Here is a 16221-nt window from a genome sequence, read left to right as displayed (position 1 = left end):
CTCTGGCACGGGCCCTATCGCCATTTGAATGAACATTTGAAGCACCTTTAGCCGAGTTGGCCGAGGATGGGAAATGTTTCAAGCAGCCAGAATGAGAAAGTCTGCAGTCCTCCGGTCAGGAACAGAATGCCCGTGACGACGAGAAGCCCGCCCATCACCTTTTCGACCTTGCCGAGATGCATGCGAAAGCGGGCGAGAAACCGCATGAACAGGCCCGAAAACAGCGCGGCGACGATAAATGGAATGCCGAGGCCGAGCGAGTAGACGGCAAGCAGAATTGCGCCGTCGGCGACCGTATCGCGCGCGCCGGCAAGGGCGAGGATCGGCCCCAGCACCGGACCGATGCAAGGTGTCCAGCCGAAGGCAAAAGCGAGGCCCATCACATAGGCCGAAAGCGGGTTGGCGGGCTTGCCCTGCGTCTGGAAGCGCGCCTCGCGCGAAAGGAAAGCAAGCTTGAAGACACCGAGAAAATTCAGGCCCATCAGGATGATGACGATGCCGGCGGCGATGGCGATCTCCTGCTGCCACATGCGCAAAAAGCCGCCGATCGTCGAAGCGCCGGCTCCGAGCAGAACGAACACGGTGGTAAAGCCAAGGACGAAGGCCAGCGACGACATAAGCAGCGCCTGCCGCACCGGCGAAATGCGCGCCTGCGGCGAACCCGAACGGAAATCTTCAACCGTCACGCCCGCCATGTAGCAAAGATAGGGCGGGACGAGTGGCAGCACGCAAGGCGACAGGAATGACAGGGCGCCGGCGCCAACGGCCGTCAGGTAGGAAACATCAAGCGCCATGCGCGCTCCTTGAAAATGGCATCTCGTTGGGCGCGGATTATGCCGAATCCCCTGCGAAGGCCAATCACCTTTTCGCCAGTTTTGCCATGATTGGCAAACCCTTGCGGTTTCGCTCGCGGGTTCAAAGATCACAAGGCGCCGCAAAAGCAGCGAATCCCGCAAAAACAAGGCTTTTTTCCCCAAATTATCTGCATGTTAGTTGTTGACCGATCGCCGTCTCGCCCCTATGTTCCGCCGCACTTCCCGAGGCGATTGAACGCGCCTCGTTTTGGGAGCGCGTAGCTCAGCCGGTAGAGCAACTGACTTTTAATCAGTAGGTCCAGGGTTCGAATCCCTGCGCGCTCACCAACATCGAATTAACTTAACCCTTCATTTACCCCTTTTCGCCACCCTCGCCGCATGAAAGCCAACGCTATCATGCTTGCGCTGCTCGGCGTCTCTGCCTTAACGGGTTGCGCGAGCCGGCCGCCGCTGGAGCAAATATCCTATGGGCAGTTGGGGCAGCTTGCCGGCGCGGTGGAGCGCAAATGCCTCGCCCGGGGCTTCGGGCTCGATACGCCGGAATACAAGGCCTGCACCGTGCAGGAGATCACCCAGGAGCAATATAGCCGCGAGTTCGGCAGCGAAAGTTCGCTATAGCGAACTGGCGCCATCTGGCCGGGATCAATTTAGTTTGAGTTTCCTCCTGCCGATCAACAGCAATACACTCGCCCTGTGTTTCTGTTTTCAAAGGACGAAGCCGTTGTATCTCCAACGTTTTCTTTTGTGCCTAGCACTTGCGTCGATGTTTCTGGCAACGCCCGCCACCCCGCAGGACCATGCGCCGCATGGTAGCCAAGCTGATAATCCCAGCGCCGCCTATACTTCCCCCGAGGCAGGCGCTGCCGCGGCCGGTTCAGGCATCCTCGGCCTGCTTCCGGCAAATTCGGTAACCGAGCACGTGCTGAAAACCGATGCCGGCGACCTGCCCTATACGGCGACCGCCGGTACGCTCGTCCTATACGGGCAGGATGGCAAGCCGATGGCGAAGATGTTCTACACCGCCTATGCCGCGCGCGAGCGCACGCCCGGCCGGCCAATCACCTTTGCCTTCAATGGCGGACCGGGCGCAGCGTCCGCCTACCTTCACCTTGGATTGGTGGGACCGCGCATTCTGGAGTTCGGGCCGCATGGCGAAGGCGGCACCAGTCCGGCTCTTACCGACAATCCGGACAGTTGGCTCGCCTTCACCGATCTCGTCCTGATCGATCCGGTGGGAACGGGATGGAGCCGCGCCAGCAACGACAAAGTCTCTGCGGACTTCTACGGGATCGGCGAAGACGCTGACAGTATCGCCAAGGCGATCGCGCTTTACGTTGCGCAGAACGATCGCATGACCGCGCCGAAATTCCTGCTTGGCGAAAGCTATGGCGGTTTTCGCGCCGCTAAGGTCGCAACGCGGCTGAAGGACAGTCAAGGCATACTCGTATCGGGCATTGTCATGCTGTCGCCGCTCATCGAGGGAAATCTTCTCTTCGGCGATCGTCGCTATCCGCTATGGGCAGCGCTGCAACTGCCCTCCCTTGCCGCCGGCGAGCTTGAGCGCAAGAACGCCTTCGATCCGGCCGCTGTCGCAGAGGCCGAAAAATTTGCGATGACAGACTATCTCGTCGCCCTTTCCGGACCGGAACCCGCGGGCGATGCCGCAAAAAACCTCTATGCCCGGATCGCGCAGATGACCGGCATACCTGAAGCTGTGGTAACGCGCGCCCGCGGCTTTCTCACCGACGTCTATGTCAAGAACTCGAAAAGCGCCTCGTCCGAAGTCGTCAGCCGCTATGATGCCTCGCTCGCAGCGCCGGACCCTTATCCTGAATCTGACTCCGAAGAGGGCGGCGACCCGGTTCTCGATGGTTTTACCCGCGCCTATGGCGCAGCCTTCGCAAGCTACGCCCGCAACGAACTCGGCTTCAAGACCGAGCTCACCTACAATCTGCTCGCCAACAACGTCAACGAAAAGTGGAAATGGAGCCAGAACGAAAACAGCGGCGGCCGCACACGGGCAAGCGCGGCAGGCGACATACGCGAGCTTCTGTCGGTCATCCCTTCGTTTCGCCTGCTCGTGGCCCACGGCTACAGCGATGCGCTCACGCCTTACGGGATCAACAAATACGTCATAGATCACCTGCCGGCGACGCTGAGCGCAGGAAGGGTGGAGCTCAAGCTCTACCGCGGCGGCCATATGTTCTATACACGCACCGGTTCAAGGCAGGCGCTGAGCGCCGATGCGCGGGCATTCTATTCATCAAGCCTCGAAAAGGTGCACGGGGAGTAGTGACGATCTAAATCGCGCGCCTCCCAGGGCCGCTTTCCTACGCGGTGTATTTATTGCCGCACACTACGCGTTGCCGGGCACTACTTAATCCAATCGAACAAGACCTACCACTTTCTGGCGGATTGCCTGTCGCCGATTCGCCTTTACTATCAGCGCCATGACTATTTCGCCGCCCAAAAGAACCGACGATCCGTTGAGCCAGGCTGCCGAATGCAAGGCGGCCCTCCGTGCCGGATTCGAGGATCTTGTAAGCCAGGCCCTGAGCGCCGGCTGGGACCAGTATGACGTCGCCCTCGCGCTCTCCGAACTTGGAGAACAACTCGTCGAGACGACGGCGGAGAATGCAGGCTCGGAAGCCGACATCGCCATCGCCAAGGCGCTGTTCGAGATCCGCAAGGCCATCATGACATCGCATTGACGGATTTGCCCCGTCGCTTCAGGCAGAGCGAGGAATACGCAATTCCGCGCGCAGACCCCCGGCAGGATCATTTGCAAGCGTAATGTCACCGCTGCTGCGTCGCGCGATATTGCGCGCTATGGTCAGCCCGAGGCCAAAACCGCCTGTCTGACGGTTGCGGGACGTCTCGACCCTGCGAAACGGCTGGAACACCTCGTCGAGCTTCTCCGCGGGAATCCCAGGGCCCTCATCCCGGATCGTGAGGACGATGTCGCCATCCCGCTGCGCTAGATCAAGGTGCGCCTTGCTGCCGTAGGTCACCGCATTGTCGATAAGATTGGTCACGCATCGGCGCAGCGCCATGGGACGCCCCGAACAGATAAATGCGCGTGAGACCGGCGTTTCGAACGAGACTCGCGGATAGTTGTCGGCAATCGCATCGACGAGCGACCAGAAGTCGATTTTCTCGGGCGCCTCGTCGACGATCTCATAGCTGGCAAAGTCTATGACCGACCGGGCTATCCCTTCGATATCATTGAGATCATGGGCAATCTGCTGGCGAACCGGTGCGTTTCGCAGCAATTCGAGCCGCAGCCGGATGCGGGTCAAGGGCGTGCGCAGATCATGGGCAAGTGCCGCCGCAAGCTGCTCGCGGTCCGCTACGTAGGCGCGCAACTGGGCCTGCATGGTGTTAACGGCCCTCGCCGCCGATTTGTATTCGCTGCTGCCGATCACCGGCAGCGGCGGCGCCTTCACATCCTCGCCAATGCGCTTCACGGCCCGCTCAAGGGCACGATAAGGTGCAGTGAGCCGCCGCGTCGCCCATATCGACATGCCGATGACCGCCGCGGCAACGCCGCCGAAGAGCGGCAATGACTGACCCGAAAATATCGGATGGGGCGGTGTGATGGGCGTGACGAAGTTCAGCCATTGCCCATCGTTGAAACGTATCGAGGCGGCGAGACCGTCGCTTTGGCTCAAGTCCTCGGCAATATCCGAGAGTTGACGCTCGATAAGGCCGGCATCGGGATCGTCCGGCGCGTTGGTATTGGCAAGTTGTCCAGTCGGAACCTGTGCGAGCACCCGGCCGATGCGGGCATCGGTCACGCCGAACTCCTGGAGCTGCGCGACAAGAACGTCTTCCAGTTCCGCCAGGCTGTCGTCGGCGGCAATGGCCGACTTGACGACCGGCTCGGCAGACAGGCTCATTGTATTGGCTGAATTCGAAAAGGCGGTGACAAGCTGCTTGCGCTGCGCCGACGGTACTGCGGAAAACACTTTAGCCAGCGTATGAGCCCGTTCGTTCAGCCGGAAAAACTCAAGGATTTCAGTATTTTCTGCCCGGTCGCGCGCAACAATAGAAAGGGTTGCGACTTGCGACGTCAAAAGCCCGGCGATCAGGACAAGCAATATCCAGCTTGGCAGTGACTGGGGCAGATAGCGGTTCATTCGGCAGTGACTTCCGGCACGAATTGATAACCGCCGCCCCGGATAGTCAAGATCAGCTTTGGGGATCGCGAATCGTCTTCCATCTTGCGCCTTAGCCGGCTGATGAGAATGTCGACGCTGCGATCATAGCCATAGGCGGTGCTGCTTCCGGCCAGTTCCTGCAACTGATCGCGGCTGAGCATGCGCTGCGAACTCTTCACCAGCGCCTCAAGCAGATTGAACTCGCCTGTCGTAAGTTCCACCCTCACCTCATCTGGCGAAACGAGGCGCCGGCGCGAACAATCCATGCTCCAGCCAGCGAACTTGTAAATCTTGGGTTCTGCGCGCCGGTCTGCTCCGGGCGTCTCGAGTCGGCGCAGCACCGCCCGCACCCGCGCCAGCAATTCCCGTGGATCGAATGGCTTGGAGACATAATCGTCGGCACCCATCTCCAGCCCGACAACGCGATCCGTGGTTTCGGCAATCGCCGTCAGCATGATGATCGGCACACGCGAATGCATCCTGATCTCGCGGCAGATTTCCATACCGCTTTTGCCGGGCAGCATCACGTCGAGGATAAGGATATCGATGGGACTGCGCGCCATGACCGCCTGCATCTCCTCGCCGTCACGAGCCACCGAGACCTGCATGCCGCGCTTCTTGAGGAACTCATGCAGGAGATCGCGGATCGCATCGTCGTCGTCGACAATCAGTATGTGCGGCTCGGATTTCATGTTCTATTCCCAAAGTCCTTCCGACCTGACATTGCACTTCGAGTCTTACGCGCGGTTGCGGCCGAAAAGCCACGCAAATTTTCGGGATTGTGGCTTCAGAAACATTCCAGAAACAAAACACCACGAACGAGAAAAAACGGGGCAACAGTGCTGCCCGATAAAGGGTGCGTCGGTTTCAACTGTTTGCAGAATGGATGCTGGTACACCGCAATGGCTTTCTTCAACTCCTTCACTGCCATTTCGACCGCCATCCTCGCCGGGGGGATCGTCCTCTCCGCCTCGGCCGGACAGTCGAACGCCGACGAGACGCTTACCCGCACAGAGTTGTGCGGCAAACTTCAGCTACAGACTCAACACGCACTCACCGAACATGCCGAGGCCAAACGGGCGGCCAAGGCGAAAGCACTTCAAAAGCAGGCGGCTAATTTCTGCGCGAGCAACAAGCAGGCGCAGGGAATTAGAGATTACGCCCAGGCGTTGAGGCTGCTTGGGGTGCGGCCGGTCGACGATTGACCGCATCCACGAAGCCCGCTTCAAAAGGAAACTGATGCCATGAAAAAGTCCCTCTACACTGCTCTCGGTCTCGCTGTCGCCCTCGCCGTCTCGGCTCCCGTCCTGAGCTCAGGCGCTTATGCAGCCGCCGCAGCCAGCACAACCGCCTCGACCTCGACGCAGAAGGTCATGCCAAAGCATCACGTGAAGAAGGTTCACAAGACCACCACGAAGAAGGTACCTGCCAAGCCGGCTGCAACGACCGTTCAGTAAGAACGCTTGCAAATTTGAAAACATACCGGCCGTGGCAGTCCGCGGCCGGTATTTTTGCGTGTCCATGATGCCGGTTACCACGTTGGCAAGATTCGTTGTGCAAAGATCGATTGCCGTCGTAGCATCGGGCAGGTGATTCTCCTGCCAAGCATGGACTGAAGCATCCAGGGGCTGGCGAACCATCATAACGAAACCGGTTCATGGAGATTCCAAGATGGGTGCAGAAGGTCTTCTTATCTTTCTTCTGGTGGGCTTGATTGCTGGCTGGCTCGCGAGCCAGCTTGTCCGGGGCGGCGGCTTCGGCCTCGTTGGCGACCTTGTCGTCGGCGTGATCGGCGCCTTTATTGCCGGCTACCTGTTTCCTGCCCTCAACATTTCCCTTGGCGGCGGCATTCTCGGCGCCATCATCGCAGCCGCCATCGGCGCAATCATCCTTCTCGTCATATTGCGCGCCTTCAAACGCGCCTGACCGAAGCGATCAAAAGAAAAGGCCCCCGAACGCTGCCGTTCGGGGGCCTTTCCATTTCTAAATATAAGTCCGTCAGGCTCGTCCGAACTCAGGCTGGGCGTCCGGCGTTTTCCCGGATTCGACAGCCACGTCCTTGCGCGAGATGAACGTATAGAACATCGGCACAACAAAGAGCGTGAAGATCGTTCCGACGATGATGCCGGAGAAGATCACGAGACCGATCGAGTAACGCGCCGCAGCACCAGCGCCGGTTGCCGTGATCAGCGGAATGACACCAAGCGCCATCGCCGCCGTCGTCATCAGAATGGGACGAAGTCGTGTCTTCGCCGCAAGGATGATGGCGTCATGACGCGATATGCCGTGCAGTTCGCGCTGCTGGTTGGCGAACTCGACCATGAGAATGCCGTGCTTGGTTATGAGCCCGACAAGCGTGATCAGGCCGACCTGCGTATAGATATTGAGCGTTCCGAGCCCGAGATTGAGCGGGACGATCGCGCCGAAGATCGACAACGGCACCGACATCATGATGATGAACGGGTCGCGGAAGCTTTCGAACTGCGCCGCAAGGACGAGATAGATAACCACCACGGCGAGAACAAACGCGATCAGGATCGTGCTGCCCTGCTCGATCTCGAGTCGCGACTGACCCGAATAGTCCATGAAGAACCCATCCGGCATCAACGGGCGAGCCGTATCGATGATCGTCTGCAATCCCTGGCCTGTCGTGACGCCAGGCATGGGCAGCGCGGAAATCGTCGCCGAATTCAGCTGGTTGAACTGTTCGATCGCCGCCGGTGACGCATTCTCGGTGATCTTGATTACCGCCGACAACGGCACCATTTCGCCCGACGCGCTCTTGACGAAGTACTGGCCGAGGCTTTCCGGATTGGCCCGGTAATCCTGCGGCACTTGAGGAATAATGTCATAGCTGTTGGAATCGCGGTCAAACTTCGAGATTTTGCCGCCACCGACGAGCAGGCCGAGCGTCTGGCCAATATCGCTGACGGGTACGCCAAGGGCCGAAGCACGGTCGCGATCGATCGTGACTGTCACCTGCGGCGCATTGAACGACAGCGAGTTCTGGACGATGATGAACTGACCCGATGCCTGTGCCTGCTTCTTGATCTCCTCGGCCACCTCGTAGACCTTGTCGGCCGGTCCGGTAGACTGAATGACGACCGAGATCGGCAGACCACCGCCCGTACCGGGCAATGTCGGCGGCGCGAAGATGAAGGCTTCGGCACCTGCAATCGGGCTGATCATTCCCTGCAGTTCCTGCTGAAGCTGCTTTTGCGACTTTTCGCGCTGGGTCCAGTCCTTGAACACCCAGATAGCGAAGGCCGAATTCGTCGTGCCGAGACCGAGGATGTTGAACCGGGCCTTGAGTTCCGGCAGGTCCTTGGTCAGCGCATCGATCTGATCGGCATAGAGCTTGGTGTAGTCCGAAGTCGCATATTGAGGTGCGTTGACGATCGCAAACAGGGCGCCCGAATCCTCTTCGGGAGCAAGCTCCGATGAGGTCTTGGTAAAGAGGAAGCCGGTCAGCGAGACCAGTGCGATGACGATGAACAGCGTCAGGAAACGGAAATTCAGCGACCCGGCGACGCGGCGTTCATAGGCGCGCTCCAGCCAACCGAAAGTATTATCGACAATCCGCTGGAAACGGCTGTGATTGCCCGGCTTCAACAGAAGCGCGCACATCATCGGCGAAACGGTTAGGGCCGCAACGCCAGAGATGATAACGGCACCCGCGAGCGTGAAAGCGAACTCGCGGAACAGCGCACCCGTCAGACCACCGGTAAAGCCGAGCGGCGCAAACACCGCGGCGAGCGTGATGGTCATGGCCACAATCGGACCGGTGATTTCCTTCATGCCCTTCAGTGCGGCATCGACCGGCCGGAGACCCTCCTCGATATGGCGGTGGATATTCTCCAGCACCACGATCGCGTCGTCGACGACGAGGCCGATCGCGAGAACCATTGCGAGCAGTGACAGAAGGTTGATCGAATAGCCAAGGATGAACAGGAAGAAGCACACGCCGACAAGCGAGATCGGAATGGTGACGACCGGGATGATGACCGACCTGAACGAGCCGAGGAACAGGAGGATCACCAGGACGACGATAAGAACCGCCTCGCCGATGGTCTTGAACACCTCGTGGATGGAGGAACTGATCTGTTCCGTCGCGTCATAAAGCAGGACAATCGACATCCCGTCAGGCAGGGTTGCCTGGATCGATGGCAGTTCGGCGCGGACCGCCGCTGTCATATCGATCGGATTTGCAGCGGGCGTCGGGAAGACGCCAAGGAAGGTGCCGCTGGACCCGTTGAAGGTCACAATCGTATCCTTGTTGACGGCACCAAGCTCGATGCGCGCCACATCCCTGAGGCGCACAATATTGTCGCCGTCGGATTTGATCGGCATTGCGCCGAAGGCTTCCGGCGTCTGCAACGTCGTCTTCAACGTGATTGGTGAGGCCGTATAGAGGTTTTCGACCTTGCCCGGCGCCGACAGGAAGTTCGACTGGTTGATCGCCGTCAGCACTTCCGATGCCGTCGTCTTGCGAGCCGCGAGCTTGATCGGGTCGATCCAGACGCGCATCGAGAACACCTGGCCGCCGAGAATCTGCGCATCGGCCACGCCCTGAATCGTGGACATGCGCGGCTGGATAACGCGCTCCAGATATTCGGTGATCTGCTCGCTGGTCATGTTCGGATTCTGTACTGCGAGGTACATCGTCGCGAAGTCCTGGCCCGTGCCCTTGGTGATAACCGGGTCGTCAGCCTCAGCCGGCAGATCACCGCGCACCTGGTTGACCTTCGAGATAACTTCGGTAAGCGCGGCGTCGGGATCGGCGCCGAGTTTCATCTGCACGGTAACCGTACTCGATGACGGACCCGACGAGGACGTTACGTAGTCGATGTTTTCCGTCGTGGTCACGGCCTTGGCGATTGGCGCCGAAATGAAGCCCTGCATAAGGTCGGCACTGGCACCCGCATAAGCGGTCTTGATCGTGATAACCGTTTCCTCGACCTTCGGATATTCGCGAACCGAAAGGTTCACGAGCCCCTGCGCGCCGAGCAGAATGATCATCAGAGCAACGACCGTCGAAAGGACCGGACGGCGAATGAAGATTTCTGAGAAGTTCATTTTGTGGGCAGCCCTGCGTCTTTGGTGTTGGCGGGATTGACATCGTTGGCAATCTTGACGGCAGCACCGGGGTTGAGGCGGTTCTGGCCGGCGGTGACGACGATGTCGCCGGGCTTAAGACCCTTGGTAATCTCGACATTCAAGCCGGATCGGCGTCCGGGCGTCACGAATACCTGAGCGACAACAAGCTTGGGCTCTTCCTTTGCCTTTTCGTCGGCTGGCTTTGCCGTCTCGGCGGATGCGGCGCCGGGCTGCTGCTGTTCGGTCGGCTTCTTTTCCTCGGGCTTCTGTTCGGCCGGACGGACAACGAACACGTAGTCGCCGTAAAGACTGGAAACGAGCGCCGTCTGCGGCAAGGTCAGAACATTGTCTTCCTTCGGCAGTCCGACGCGGACCTGTGCGAACTGGCCGGGGCGCAGCTTGCCTTCGGAATTGTCGACCTTGGCGCGAACCGAAACAAGACGCGTCGCGGGATCGATGCGCGGCTCAATTGCCGTAATTTCACCCTTGATGTTGATTTCACTATCGGTCAGGCCGAGCCGGATTGGCTGGCCGACTTTGAGCTGGCTCAAGGTCTGCTCGGGAACGGTGAAATCGACGCGCATTGTCGAAAGGTCCTGCAAGCTCACGACTACAGTGCCGGGTGCGAGATACTGACCAAGCTCGATGCGCGGAATACCGACGGTGCCGGTAAACGGCGCCTTGATGAGCTTCTGGTCCATGACGGCCTGCAGCTTGGCGATCTCGGCCTTTTTCGCGAGCGACGCCGCCTGGGCCTCGTCGACGTTGGACACGGCACCCACACCACGCGTATTCAGCGTGCGGGCGCGCTCGAGCGTCTGGTCCATAAGCACATTCTGTGCTTGTGCAGCCACGATATCGGCCTTTTCGATCGCGTCGTCGAGCTGGAGCAGCGGAGCGCCCTTTTGGATGACCTGATTCGCTGTGAACGGGATATCCTTGACGATGCCGGCAACCTCGACGGAGAGTTCGACGCCCTGGATAGCGCTTACCGTGCCGATTGCCTCGATTTCCGGCGTCCATGATGTCGGCTCGACCGTGTAGGTCGAAACCGGCGCAGCCGGCTGCTGCATCGTTGCAAAGAAATCCTTGATTGCCTTGTCACGGAACAGATTGAATCCGACCAGCCCGACGCCCAGCAAAACGACCAGGACGAGGATGATAACGGGAAGTAGGAACCGCTTGATCATGAGGAGACTGCTCCGAAACAAAACAATGGCCAGCAAATATGTCTGCCAGCCTTTCTTACGGGGATTGATTTACGCGGACTTGATTACCGCGGGCGAAGTACTGTACCGTCTGGACGGTAATGTCAATATTGTTTTGGCAACAACCCTACGACGAAAGTTTCAGAATGGTGGCGGACATCCCAACGACAAGAGACAAGATCCTGCAGGCGGCAGCCGAGATCACCAAGGAAGTGGGACCGGTGAATCTTTCACTTGATGCTGTGGCCAAGCGAGCGGGACTTTCGAAGGGTGGACTGCTTTATACGTTTCCAACCAAGGCCAAACTGCTCGAAGGTCTGGTAGAGCAGCACGTCTCGGAATTTGACCAATCACTTCGCCGTGAAGAGGCTTCCCGCAACTTCGGCCCGAACAGCGTCGTTCTTGCCGTGATCGCCGTGTACCGTGCCGAATTTGTCTGCAACGAGCCCGAACCCTCTGGTATTCTTGCCGCCATCGCCAACGATCCGGGCTTTCTCGAGCCGATCCGCCGCTACAACAAGCAGTTGCTGCAGCGCATGCGTGAAAACGCAGCCGACCCAATGCTGGCGATGATGGTTTTCCTGACCATCGAGGGTCTGCGCAGCCTCAAGCTGTTCGAGATGAATGTTCTCGATCGGGCTGAACAGATCGCCGCGATCGACCGCCTCAAAAATCTCTTCGAACCTGCGGACCCCGCGCCCGTGGAAACGCCGGCCGTCGCTTGATCTCGATTATGAGTAAGCTAGAAGATCCCCCTTCGCCCATTCGGCCTGCGTCGCTTCACAGAACGGGACATAGGTTCCAGTCTCGATCGCACCGCGTATGCCCTGCATGAGTTGCTGGTAATAGGCGAGATTGTTCCATGTCAGCAGCATGCCGCCAAGCGCTTCACCCGATTTTACGAGATGGTGCAGATAGGCGCGGCTGTAGTCACGTGCCGCAGGACAGGATGATTCTTCGTCGAGCGGCCGCGGATCATCCGCATGCCGGGCATTGCGCAGATTAACCTTGCCGCGACGGGTAAAGGCGAGACCGTGCCGGCCTGCCCGCGTCGGCATCACGCAATCGAACATATCAATGCCGCGCGCCACAGACTTCAGAATATCGTCAGGCGTGCCGACGCCCATCAGATAGCGCGGCTTTTCCGCCGGCAGTTCCGGACAGGTAATGTCGAGCATATCGAGCATGACCTCTTGCGGCTCACCGACGGCAAGACCGCCCACGGCATAGCCCTTGAGGTCCATGGCCTTGAGCGCCTGCGCCGAACGAACACGCAGATCGGCCACATCACCGCCCTGCACGATCCCGAACATGGCTTTCCCTGGCTGGTTGCCGAATGCGCTGTTGCACCGTTCGGCCCAGCGCAGCGACAGTTCCATGGCCCGCTCGATGTCCTTCGGCGTCGAAGGCAGCGCAACGCATTCATCGAGTTGCATCTGGATATCGGAATCGAGCAGACCCTGAATTTCGATCGAGCGCTCCGGGCTCATCTCGTGGGCGCTGCCATCGATATGCGAGCGGAAGGTGACGCCGTTTTCGGTCAGCTTGCGCAGTTGCGCCAGCGACATCACCTGAAACCCGCCGGAATCCGTCAGGATCGGTCCCGGCCATCTGGCGAATTCGTGCAGCCCGCCAAGCCGCGCAACGCGCTCGGCGCTCGGGCGCAGCATCAGGTGATAGGTATTGCCAAGGATGATGTCGGCGCCAAGCTCGCGCACCTGGTCCATATACATCGCCTTGACGGTGCCGCCGGTTCCCACCGGCATGAATGCGGGGGTGCGGATCGTGCCGCGCGGCATGGTGATCGCGCCGCGTCGCGCCTTGCCATCGCTGGCAATGAGTTTGAATTCAAAATTGGTGCTGGTCATTCTGATCGCCATAACAGGCTTGCATCGCCATAGGAATAGAAGCGGTAGTGATTTTCGATTGCATATTCATAGGCGGCCCGCATGCGATCCATGCCGCTGAAGGCCGAAACGAGCATGAACAGCGTCGAGCGTGGCAAATGAAAATTGGTCATCAGCATGTCGACGGCCCGGAACCTATAGCCTGGCGTAATGAATATGTCGGTCGCTCCTGACCACGCGCGAACGATCCCGTCTTCGCCCGTTGCGCTTTCGAGAAGCCGCAGCGACGTCGTACCGACGCTGACGATCCGCCCCCCACGCGCCCTGACCGCATTGAGCGCATCGGCAGTCGCCTGGTCGACATGGCCGATTTCGGCATGCATCTTGTGTTCGGACGTATCGTCGGCCTTTACGGGGAGAAACGTCCCTGCCCCGACATGCAGCGTCACGAAATGTTCCTCGATGCCGCTTTGCTTCAGATCGTCAAGGAGACCGGGCGTAAAATGCAGACCGGCCGTCGGGGCGGCGACAGCGCCTTCCTCGCGAGCATAGACGGTCTGGTAATCGTCGCGGTCGCGGCTGTCGTCGGCCCGCTTCGAGGCGATATAGGGTGGCAGCGGGATATGCCCGACCGCGGCGATGGCCTGGTCCAAATCGGCTCCGCTGAAATCGAAAACAAGCAGGGCTTCGCCCGCCTCGCCCTTCTCGGCCACCGTTGCCTGCAGCGAGCCGAGCAAGCACGCATTATTGCCGTGGCCGAAATCGATCCGCTCACCTTCCTTGATACGCTTTGCCGGGCGCAAAAACGCCTTCCAGCGGTCGGGGCCGGTGCGCATGTGCAAGGTTGCGCCGATCTGCGCGCGCACCCCCTCGCGCTCGCGAAAGCCTTCAAGTTGCGCTGGTATCACCTTGGTATCATTGAAAACGAGCGCGTCGCCTTCACGCAGATAATTGCCAAGATTGCGCACGGTATCCTCGCCAAGGTCCGAGCCATCCGCCTTTACAAGCAAAAGCCGCGCTGAATCGCGCGGCTCTGCTGGTCTCAATGCGATGTTCTCTTCCGGCAGATCGAAATCGAAAAGATCAACACGCATGATGCAACGAAACGATCTTACTCAACGTCCGCAGCAACGCGCATCGAAACGATCGAATCCGGATCCTGCACGGGTTCGCCGCGCTTGATCTTGTCGACATTGTCCATGCCTTCGATGACCTGGCCCCAAACCGTGTACTGACGGTTCAGGAAGCCGGCATCGTCGAAGCAGATAAAGAACTGCGAGTTGGCGGAATTCGGGTTTTGCGCACGCGCCATCGAGCATGCGCCGCGGCCATGGTTGGTGTTGGAAAATTCAGCCTTGAGATCTGGCTTGTCCGAACCGCCCATGCCGGCGCGCGAAGGATTGAACGAAGCGCCACCCTTCTTGCCGAACTTGACGTCACCGGTCTGCGCCATGAAGCCGTCGATCACGCGGTGGAAGACGACGCCGTCATAAGCGCCTTCGCGTGCGAGTTCCTTGATGCGCTTGACGTGTTCCGGCGCAAGGTCCGGGTAGAGCTCGATGACGACATTGCCTTTGGTCGTTTCGAGCAGGATCGTGTTTTCGGGATCTTTATAAGCCATTTTCGCCAATCTCCTGTGATATGAATTATTTGCCGGCGCCGACGGTAACTTTGATCATCCTGTCGGGATTCTCTACGGCGCCATTGTTTGCTTCCGAACCCTTCTTGATCTTGTCGACATATTCCATGCCGCTCGTGACCTTGCCGACGACTGTATACTGCCCGTTGAGCGAGGGGTATTCGGTGAACATGATGAACAACTGCGAATTTGCAGAGTTGGGGTTCTGCGAGCGCGCCATACCGACCACGCCGCGCACGAAAGGTTCCTTGGAGAACTCTGCGGGAAGGTCGGGCCGCGTCGAGCCACCGGTGCCGGCGGCCTGCGCATTGAAGCCCTTTTCGGCATTGCCGTACTGAACGTCGCCGGTCTGGGCCATGAATCCTGGAATGACGCGGTGGAATACGACATTGTCATAAGCACCTTCCTTGGCGAGCGCCTTGATCTGCTCGACATGCTTCGGTGCGAGCTTGGGCAACAACTCGACCTTGACGTCGCCGTCCTTGAGCTTGATCGTCATCGTATTGGCGTCGTCGGCAAAGCCGGGGTTCAGCGTCGCAAACGTAAGCGATGAAACTGCAGCCGCAATGAGGGCTCTACGAGTAAAGGTCATGAAAAATCTCTCCGGGATCAGTGACTTGGTCAGGGTTTGAATTTGGTCGCAAGCGCATCAGCGACAAGCGCGGGAACGAAGTGCCGGACGTCGCCGCCCATCGCTGCAATCTGGCGAACCAATGTGGCGGTAATGGTGCGCACCGCCGCGTCCGCCGGAAGAAACACGGTCTGCAATTCCGGCGCCATCTTACCGTTCATGCCCGCCATCTGCATTTCGTAATCGAGGTCCGTGCCATCGCGCAATCCGCGAACGAGCAGCGATGCGCCGAATTTGCGTGCCGCGTCGATCACCAGACCGTCAAAGGAAATGACTTCGATCCGCTCACCGTCCTTGCCGAACACCTCGGCCGAGACACGCTTGACGAGGTCCATCCGCTCGTCGAAGGAAAACAGAGGCGCCTTCCCCGGATGAACCCCGATTGCGACATAGACCTTGTCCGCAAGCCGCAGCGAGCCCTGCAGGACATCCATGTGGCCATTGGTGATCGGATCGAAGGATCCGGCATAGATCGCGATTGTCATGACCGGTTCCTATCGGTTTTGCTTGGAGCTTTCAATGGCTCGCACGATCCAGATGAACGATAGATGAACACATAAATCAGCAAGCATTCATGCGCGTTCAACTATGCGTGAGACGCTCGCATGAAACCATTTCGAAGTCAGCACGTTACTATCCATAAGTTGGCCAGGGAGCAAAGGGACAGATTGATGTTTATTCTTCTCAGCATTGCCATGATGGTTGCAATGGTCGTTTCGGCGATTGTGATGATCGTGGAAGAAAGCAAAAAGCGGGAAGCTCCTGTTAGAACCACCCGCTTTGGTGTTTATCACCATCGCCGCGACATTTAAGTTCCGACCTGC

18 protein-coding genes and 1 tRNA gene are annotated in these 16221 nt (G+C 59.0%); 9 read left to right on the top strand and 10 right to left on the bottom strand.

Annotated elements, in window-relative coordinates; all coding sequences use genetic code 11:
* Positions 1 to 47 precede the first annotated feature (47 nt).
* Complete coding sequence (locus tag AC1DNI_RS21895) at positions 48 to 794, bottom strand: cytochrome c biogenesis CcdA family protein (RefSeq protein WP_477693410.1); 747 nt, start codon at positions 792 to 794, stop codon at positions 48 to 50.
* 272 nt (positions 795 to 1066) lie between these two features.
* Between AC1DNI_RS21895 and AC1DNI_RS21890 the strand changes: the two genes are divergently transcribed.
* From AC1DNI_RS21890 to AC1DNI_RS21875, 4 genes are all read left to right on the top strand, one after another.
* Positions 1067 to 1142, top strand: a tRNA-Lys gene (locus AC1DNI_RS21890).
* Between the two features lie 51 nt (positions 1143 to 1193).
* A complete protein-coding gene (locus tag AC1DNI_RS21885) occupies positions 1194 to 1433 on the top strand; it encodes a hypothetical protein (RefSeq protein WP_477693409.1) in 240 nt (79 codons plus the stop codon).
* 145 nt (positions 1434 to 1578) lie between these two features.
* The gene (locus tag AC1DNI_RS21880; RefSeq protein ID WP_477693408.1) at positions 1579 to 3108 is read left to right on the top strand and encodes a S10 family peptidase; all 1530 of its coding nucleotides are present in this window, start codon (positions 1579 to 1581) and stop codon (positions 3106 to 3108) included.
* 157 nt (positions 3109 to 3265) lie between these two features.
* Positions 3266 to 3526: a hypothetical protein gene (locus AC1DNI_RS21875; protein WP_477693407.1), complete on the top strand. Its 261-nt coding sequence runs from the start codon at positions 3266 to 3268 to the stop codon at positions 3524 to 3526.
* An 18-nt stretch (positions 3527 to 3544) separates the two neighbouring features.
* Here AC1DNI_RS21875 and AC1DNI_RS21870 read toward each other — a convergent pair whose 3' ends face one another.
* Both AC1DNI_RS21870 and AC1DNI_RS21865 read right to left on the bottom strand, forming a co-directional pair.
* Positions 3545 to 4954, bottom strand: a complete 1410-nt coding sequence (locus AC1DNI_RS21870) for a sensor histidine kinase (RefSeq protein ID WP_477693406.1) — start codon at positions 4952 to 4954, stop codon at positions 3545 to 3547.
* Entirely contained in the window at positions 4951 to 5667 is a 717-nt protein-coding gene (locus AC1DNI_RS21865; protein WP_113280496.1) for a response regulator, read from the bottom strand. Before AC1DNI_RS21865 ends, AC1DNI_RS21870 begins: the two co-directional genes overlap by 4 nt.
* Positions 5668 to 5877: 210 nt before the next feature.
* Here AC1DNI_RS21865 and AC1DNI_RS21860 point away from each other — a divergent pair, with 210 nt between their 5' ends.
* The 3 genes from AC1DNI_RS21860 (at position 5878) to AC1DNI_RS21850 (ending at position 6901) form a co-directional block, all read left to right on the top strand.
* On the top strand, positions 5878 to 6180 hold the full coding sequence (locus AC1DNI_RS21860) for a hypothetical protein (RefSeq protein WP_477693405.1): 303 nt from the start codon (positions 5878 to 5880) through the stop codon (positions 6178 to 6180).
* 39 nt (positions 6181 to 6219) lie between these two features.
* Positions 6220 to 6432, top strand: a complete 213-nt coding sequence (locus AC1DNI_RS21855; protein WP_027233234.1) for a hypothetical protein — start codon at positions 6220 to 6222, stop codon at positions 6430 to 6432.
* Positions 6433 to 6646: 214 nt separating this feature from the next.
* Positions 6647 to 6901, top strand: coding sequence for a GlsB/YeaQ/YmgE family stress response membrane protein (locus AC1DNI_RS21850; RefSeq protein WP_027233233.1), 255 nt, complete (start codon positions 6647 to 6649; stop codon positions 6899 to 6901).
* Between the two features lie 72 nt (positions 6902 to 6973).
* On the opposite strand, the gene AC1DNI_RS21845 is transcribed toward AC1DNI_RS21850, so the two are convergent.
* Both AC1DNI_RS21845 and AC1DNI_RS21840 read right to left on the bottom strand, forming a co-directional pair.
* The gene (locus AC1DNI_RS21845; protein ID WP_477693404.1) at positions 6974 to 10051 is read right to left on the bottom strand and encodes an efflux RND transporter permease subunit; all 3078 of its coding nucleotides are present in this window, start codon (positions 10049 to 10051) and stop codon (positions 6974 to 6976) included.
* The gene (locus AC1DNI_RS21840; RefSeq protein ID WP_228018283.1) at positions 10048 to 11262 is read right to left on the bottom strand and encodes an efflux RND transporter periplasmic adaptor subunit; all 1215 of its coding nucleotides are present in this window, start codon (positions 11260 to 11262) and stop codon (positions 10048 to 10050) included. Before AC1DNI_RS21840 ends, AC1DNI_RS21845 begins: the two co-directional genes overlap by 4 nt.
* 164 nt (positions 11263 to 11426) lie before the next feature.
* Here AC1DNI_RS21840 and AC1DNI_RS21835 point away from each other — a divergent pair, with 164 nt between their 5' ends.
* Positions 11427 to 12005, top strand: coding sequence for a TetR/AcrR family transcriptional regulator (locus AC1DNI_RS21835; protein ID WP_027233230.1), 579 nt, complete (start codon positions 11427 to 11429; stop codon positions 12003 to 12005).
* A 6-nt stretch (positions 12006 to 12011) separates the two neighbouring features.
* Here the strand turns inward: AC1DNI_RS21835 and tgt are convergent, their stop codons facing one another.
* Genes tgt through coaD form a run of 5 tightly spaced genes read right to left on the bottom strand, consistent with a single transcriptional unit; the run spans position 12012 to position 15882 of the window.
* Complete coding sequence (gene tgt, locus AC1DNI_RS21830) at positions 12012 to 13148, bottom strand: tRNA guanosine(34) transglycosylase Tgt (protein WP_477693403.1); 1137 nt, start codon at positions 13146 to 13148, stop codon at positions 12012 to 12014.
* Positions 13145 to 14221 (bottom strand): tRNA preQ1(34) S-adenosylmethionine ribosyltransferase-isomerase QueA, encoded by a 1077-nt coding sequence (queA, locus tag AC1DNI_RS21825; protein ID WP_477693402.1) that lies wholly within the window; start codon positions 14219 to 14221, stop codon positions 13145 to 13147. Before queA ends, tgt begins: the two co-directional genes overlap by 4 nt.
* A 17-nt stretch (positions 14222 to 14238) precedes the next feature.
* Entirely contained in the window at positions 14239 to 14748 is a 510-nt protein-coding gene (locus tag AC1DNI_RS21820) for a peptidylprolyl isomerase (RefSeq protein WP_477693401.1), read from the bottom strand.
* A 25-nt stretch (positions 14749 to 14773) separates the two neighbouring features.
* A complete protein-coding gene (locus AC1DNI_RS21815; protein WP_477693400.1) occupies positions 14774 to 15358 on the bottom strand; it encodes a peptidylprolyl isomerase in 585 nt (194 codons plus the stop codon).
* Between the two features lie 29 nt (positions 15359 to 15387).
* On the bottom strand, positions 15388 to 15882 hold the full coding sequence (coaD, locus tag AC1DNI_RS21810; RefSeq protein ID WP_477693399.1) for a pantetheine-phosphate adenylyltransferase: 495 nt from the start codon (positions 15880 to 15882) through the stop codon (positions 15388 to 15390).
* A gap of 186 nt (positions 15883 to 16068) precedes the next feature.
* On the opposite strand from coaD, the gene AC1DNI_RS21805 reads away from it, so the two are divergent.
* Entirely contained in the window at positions 16069 to 16209 is a 141-nt protein-coding gene (locus AC1DNI_RS21805; protein ID WP_153667373.1) for a hypothetical protein, read from the top strand.
* The last annotated feature ends 12 nt before the right edge of the window (positions 16210 to 16221 follow it).

Source organism: Phyllobacterium sp. 01N428, from assembly GCF_056399405.1.
The sequence above is the reverse complement of the archived record's forward strand: the minus strand, read 5'-3'. Positions and strand labels throughout refer to the sequence as shown.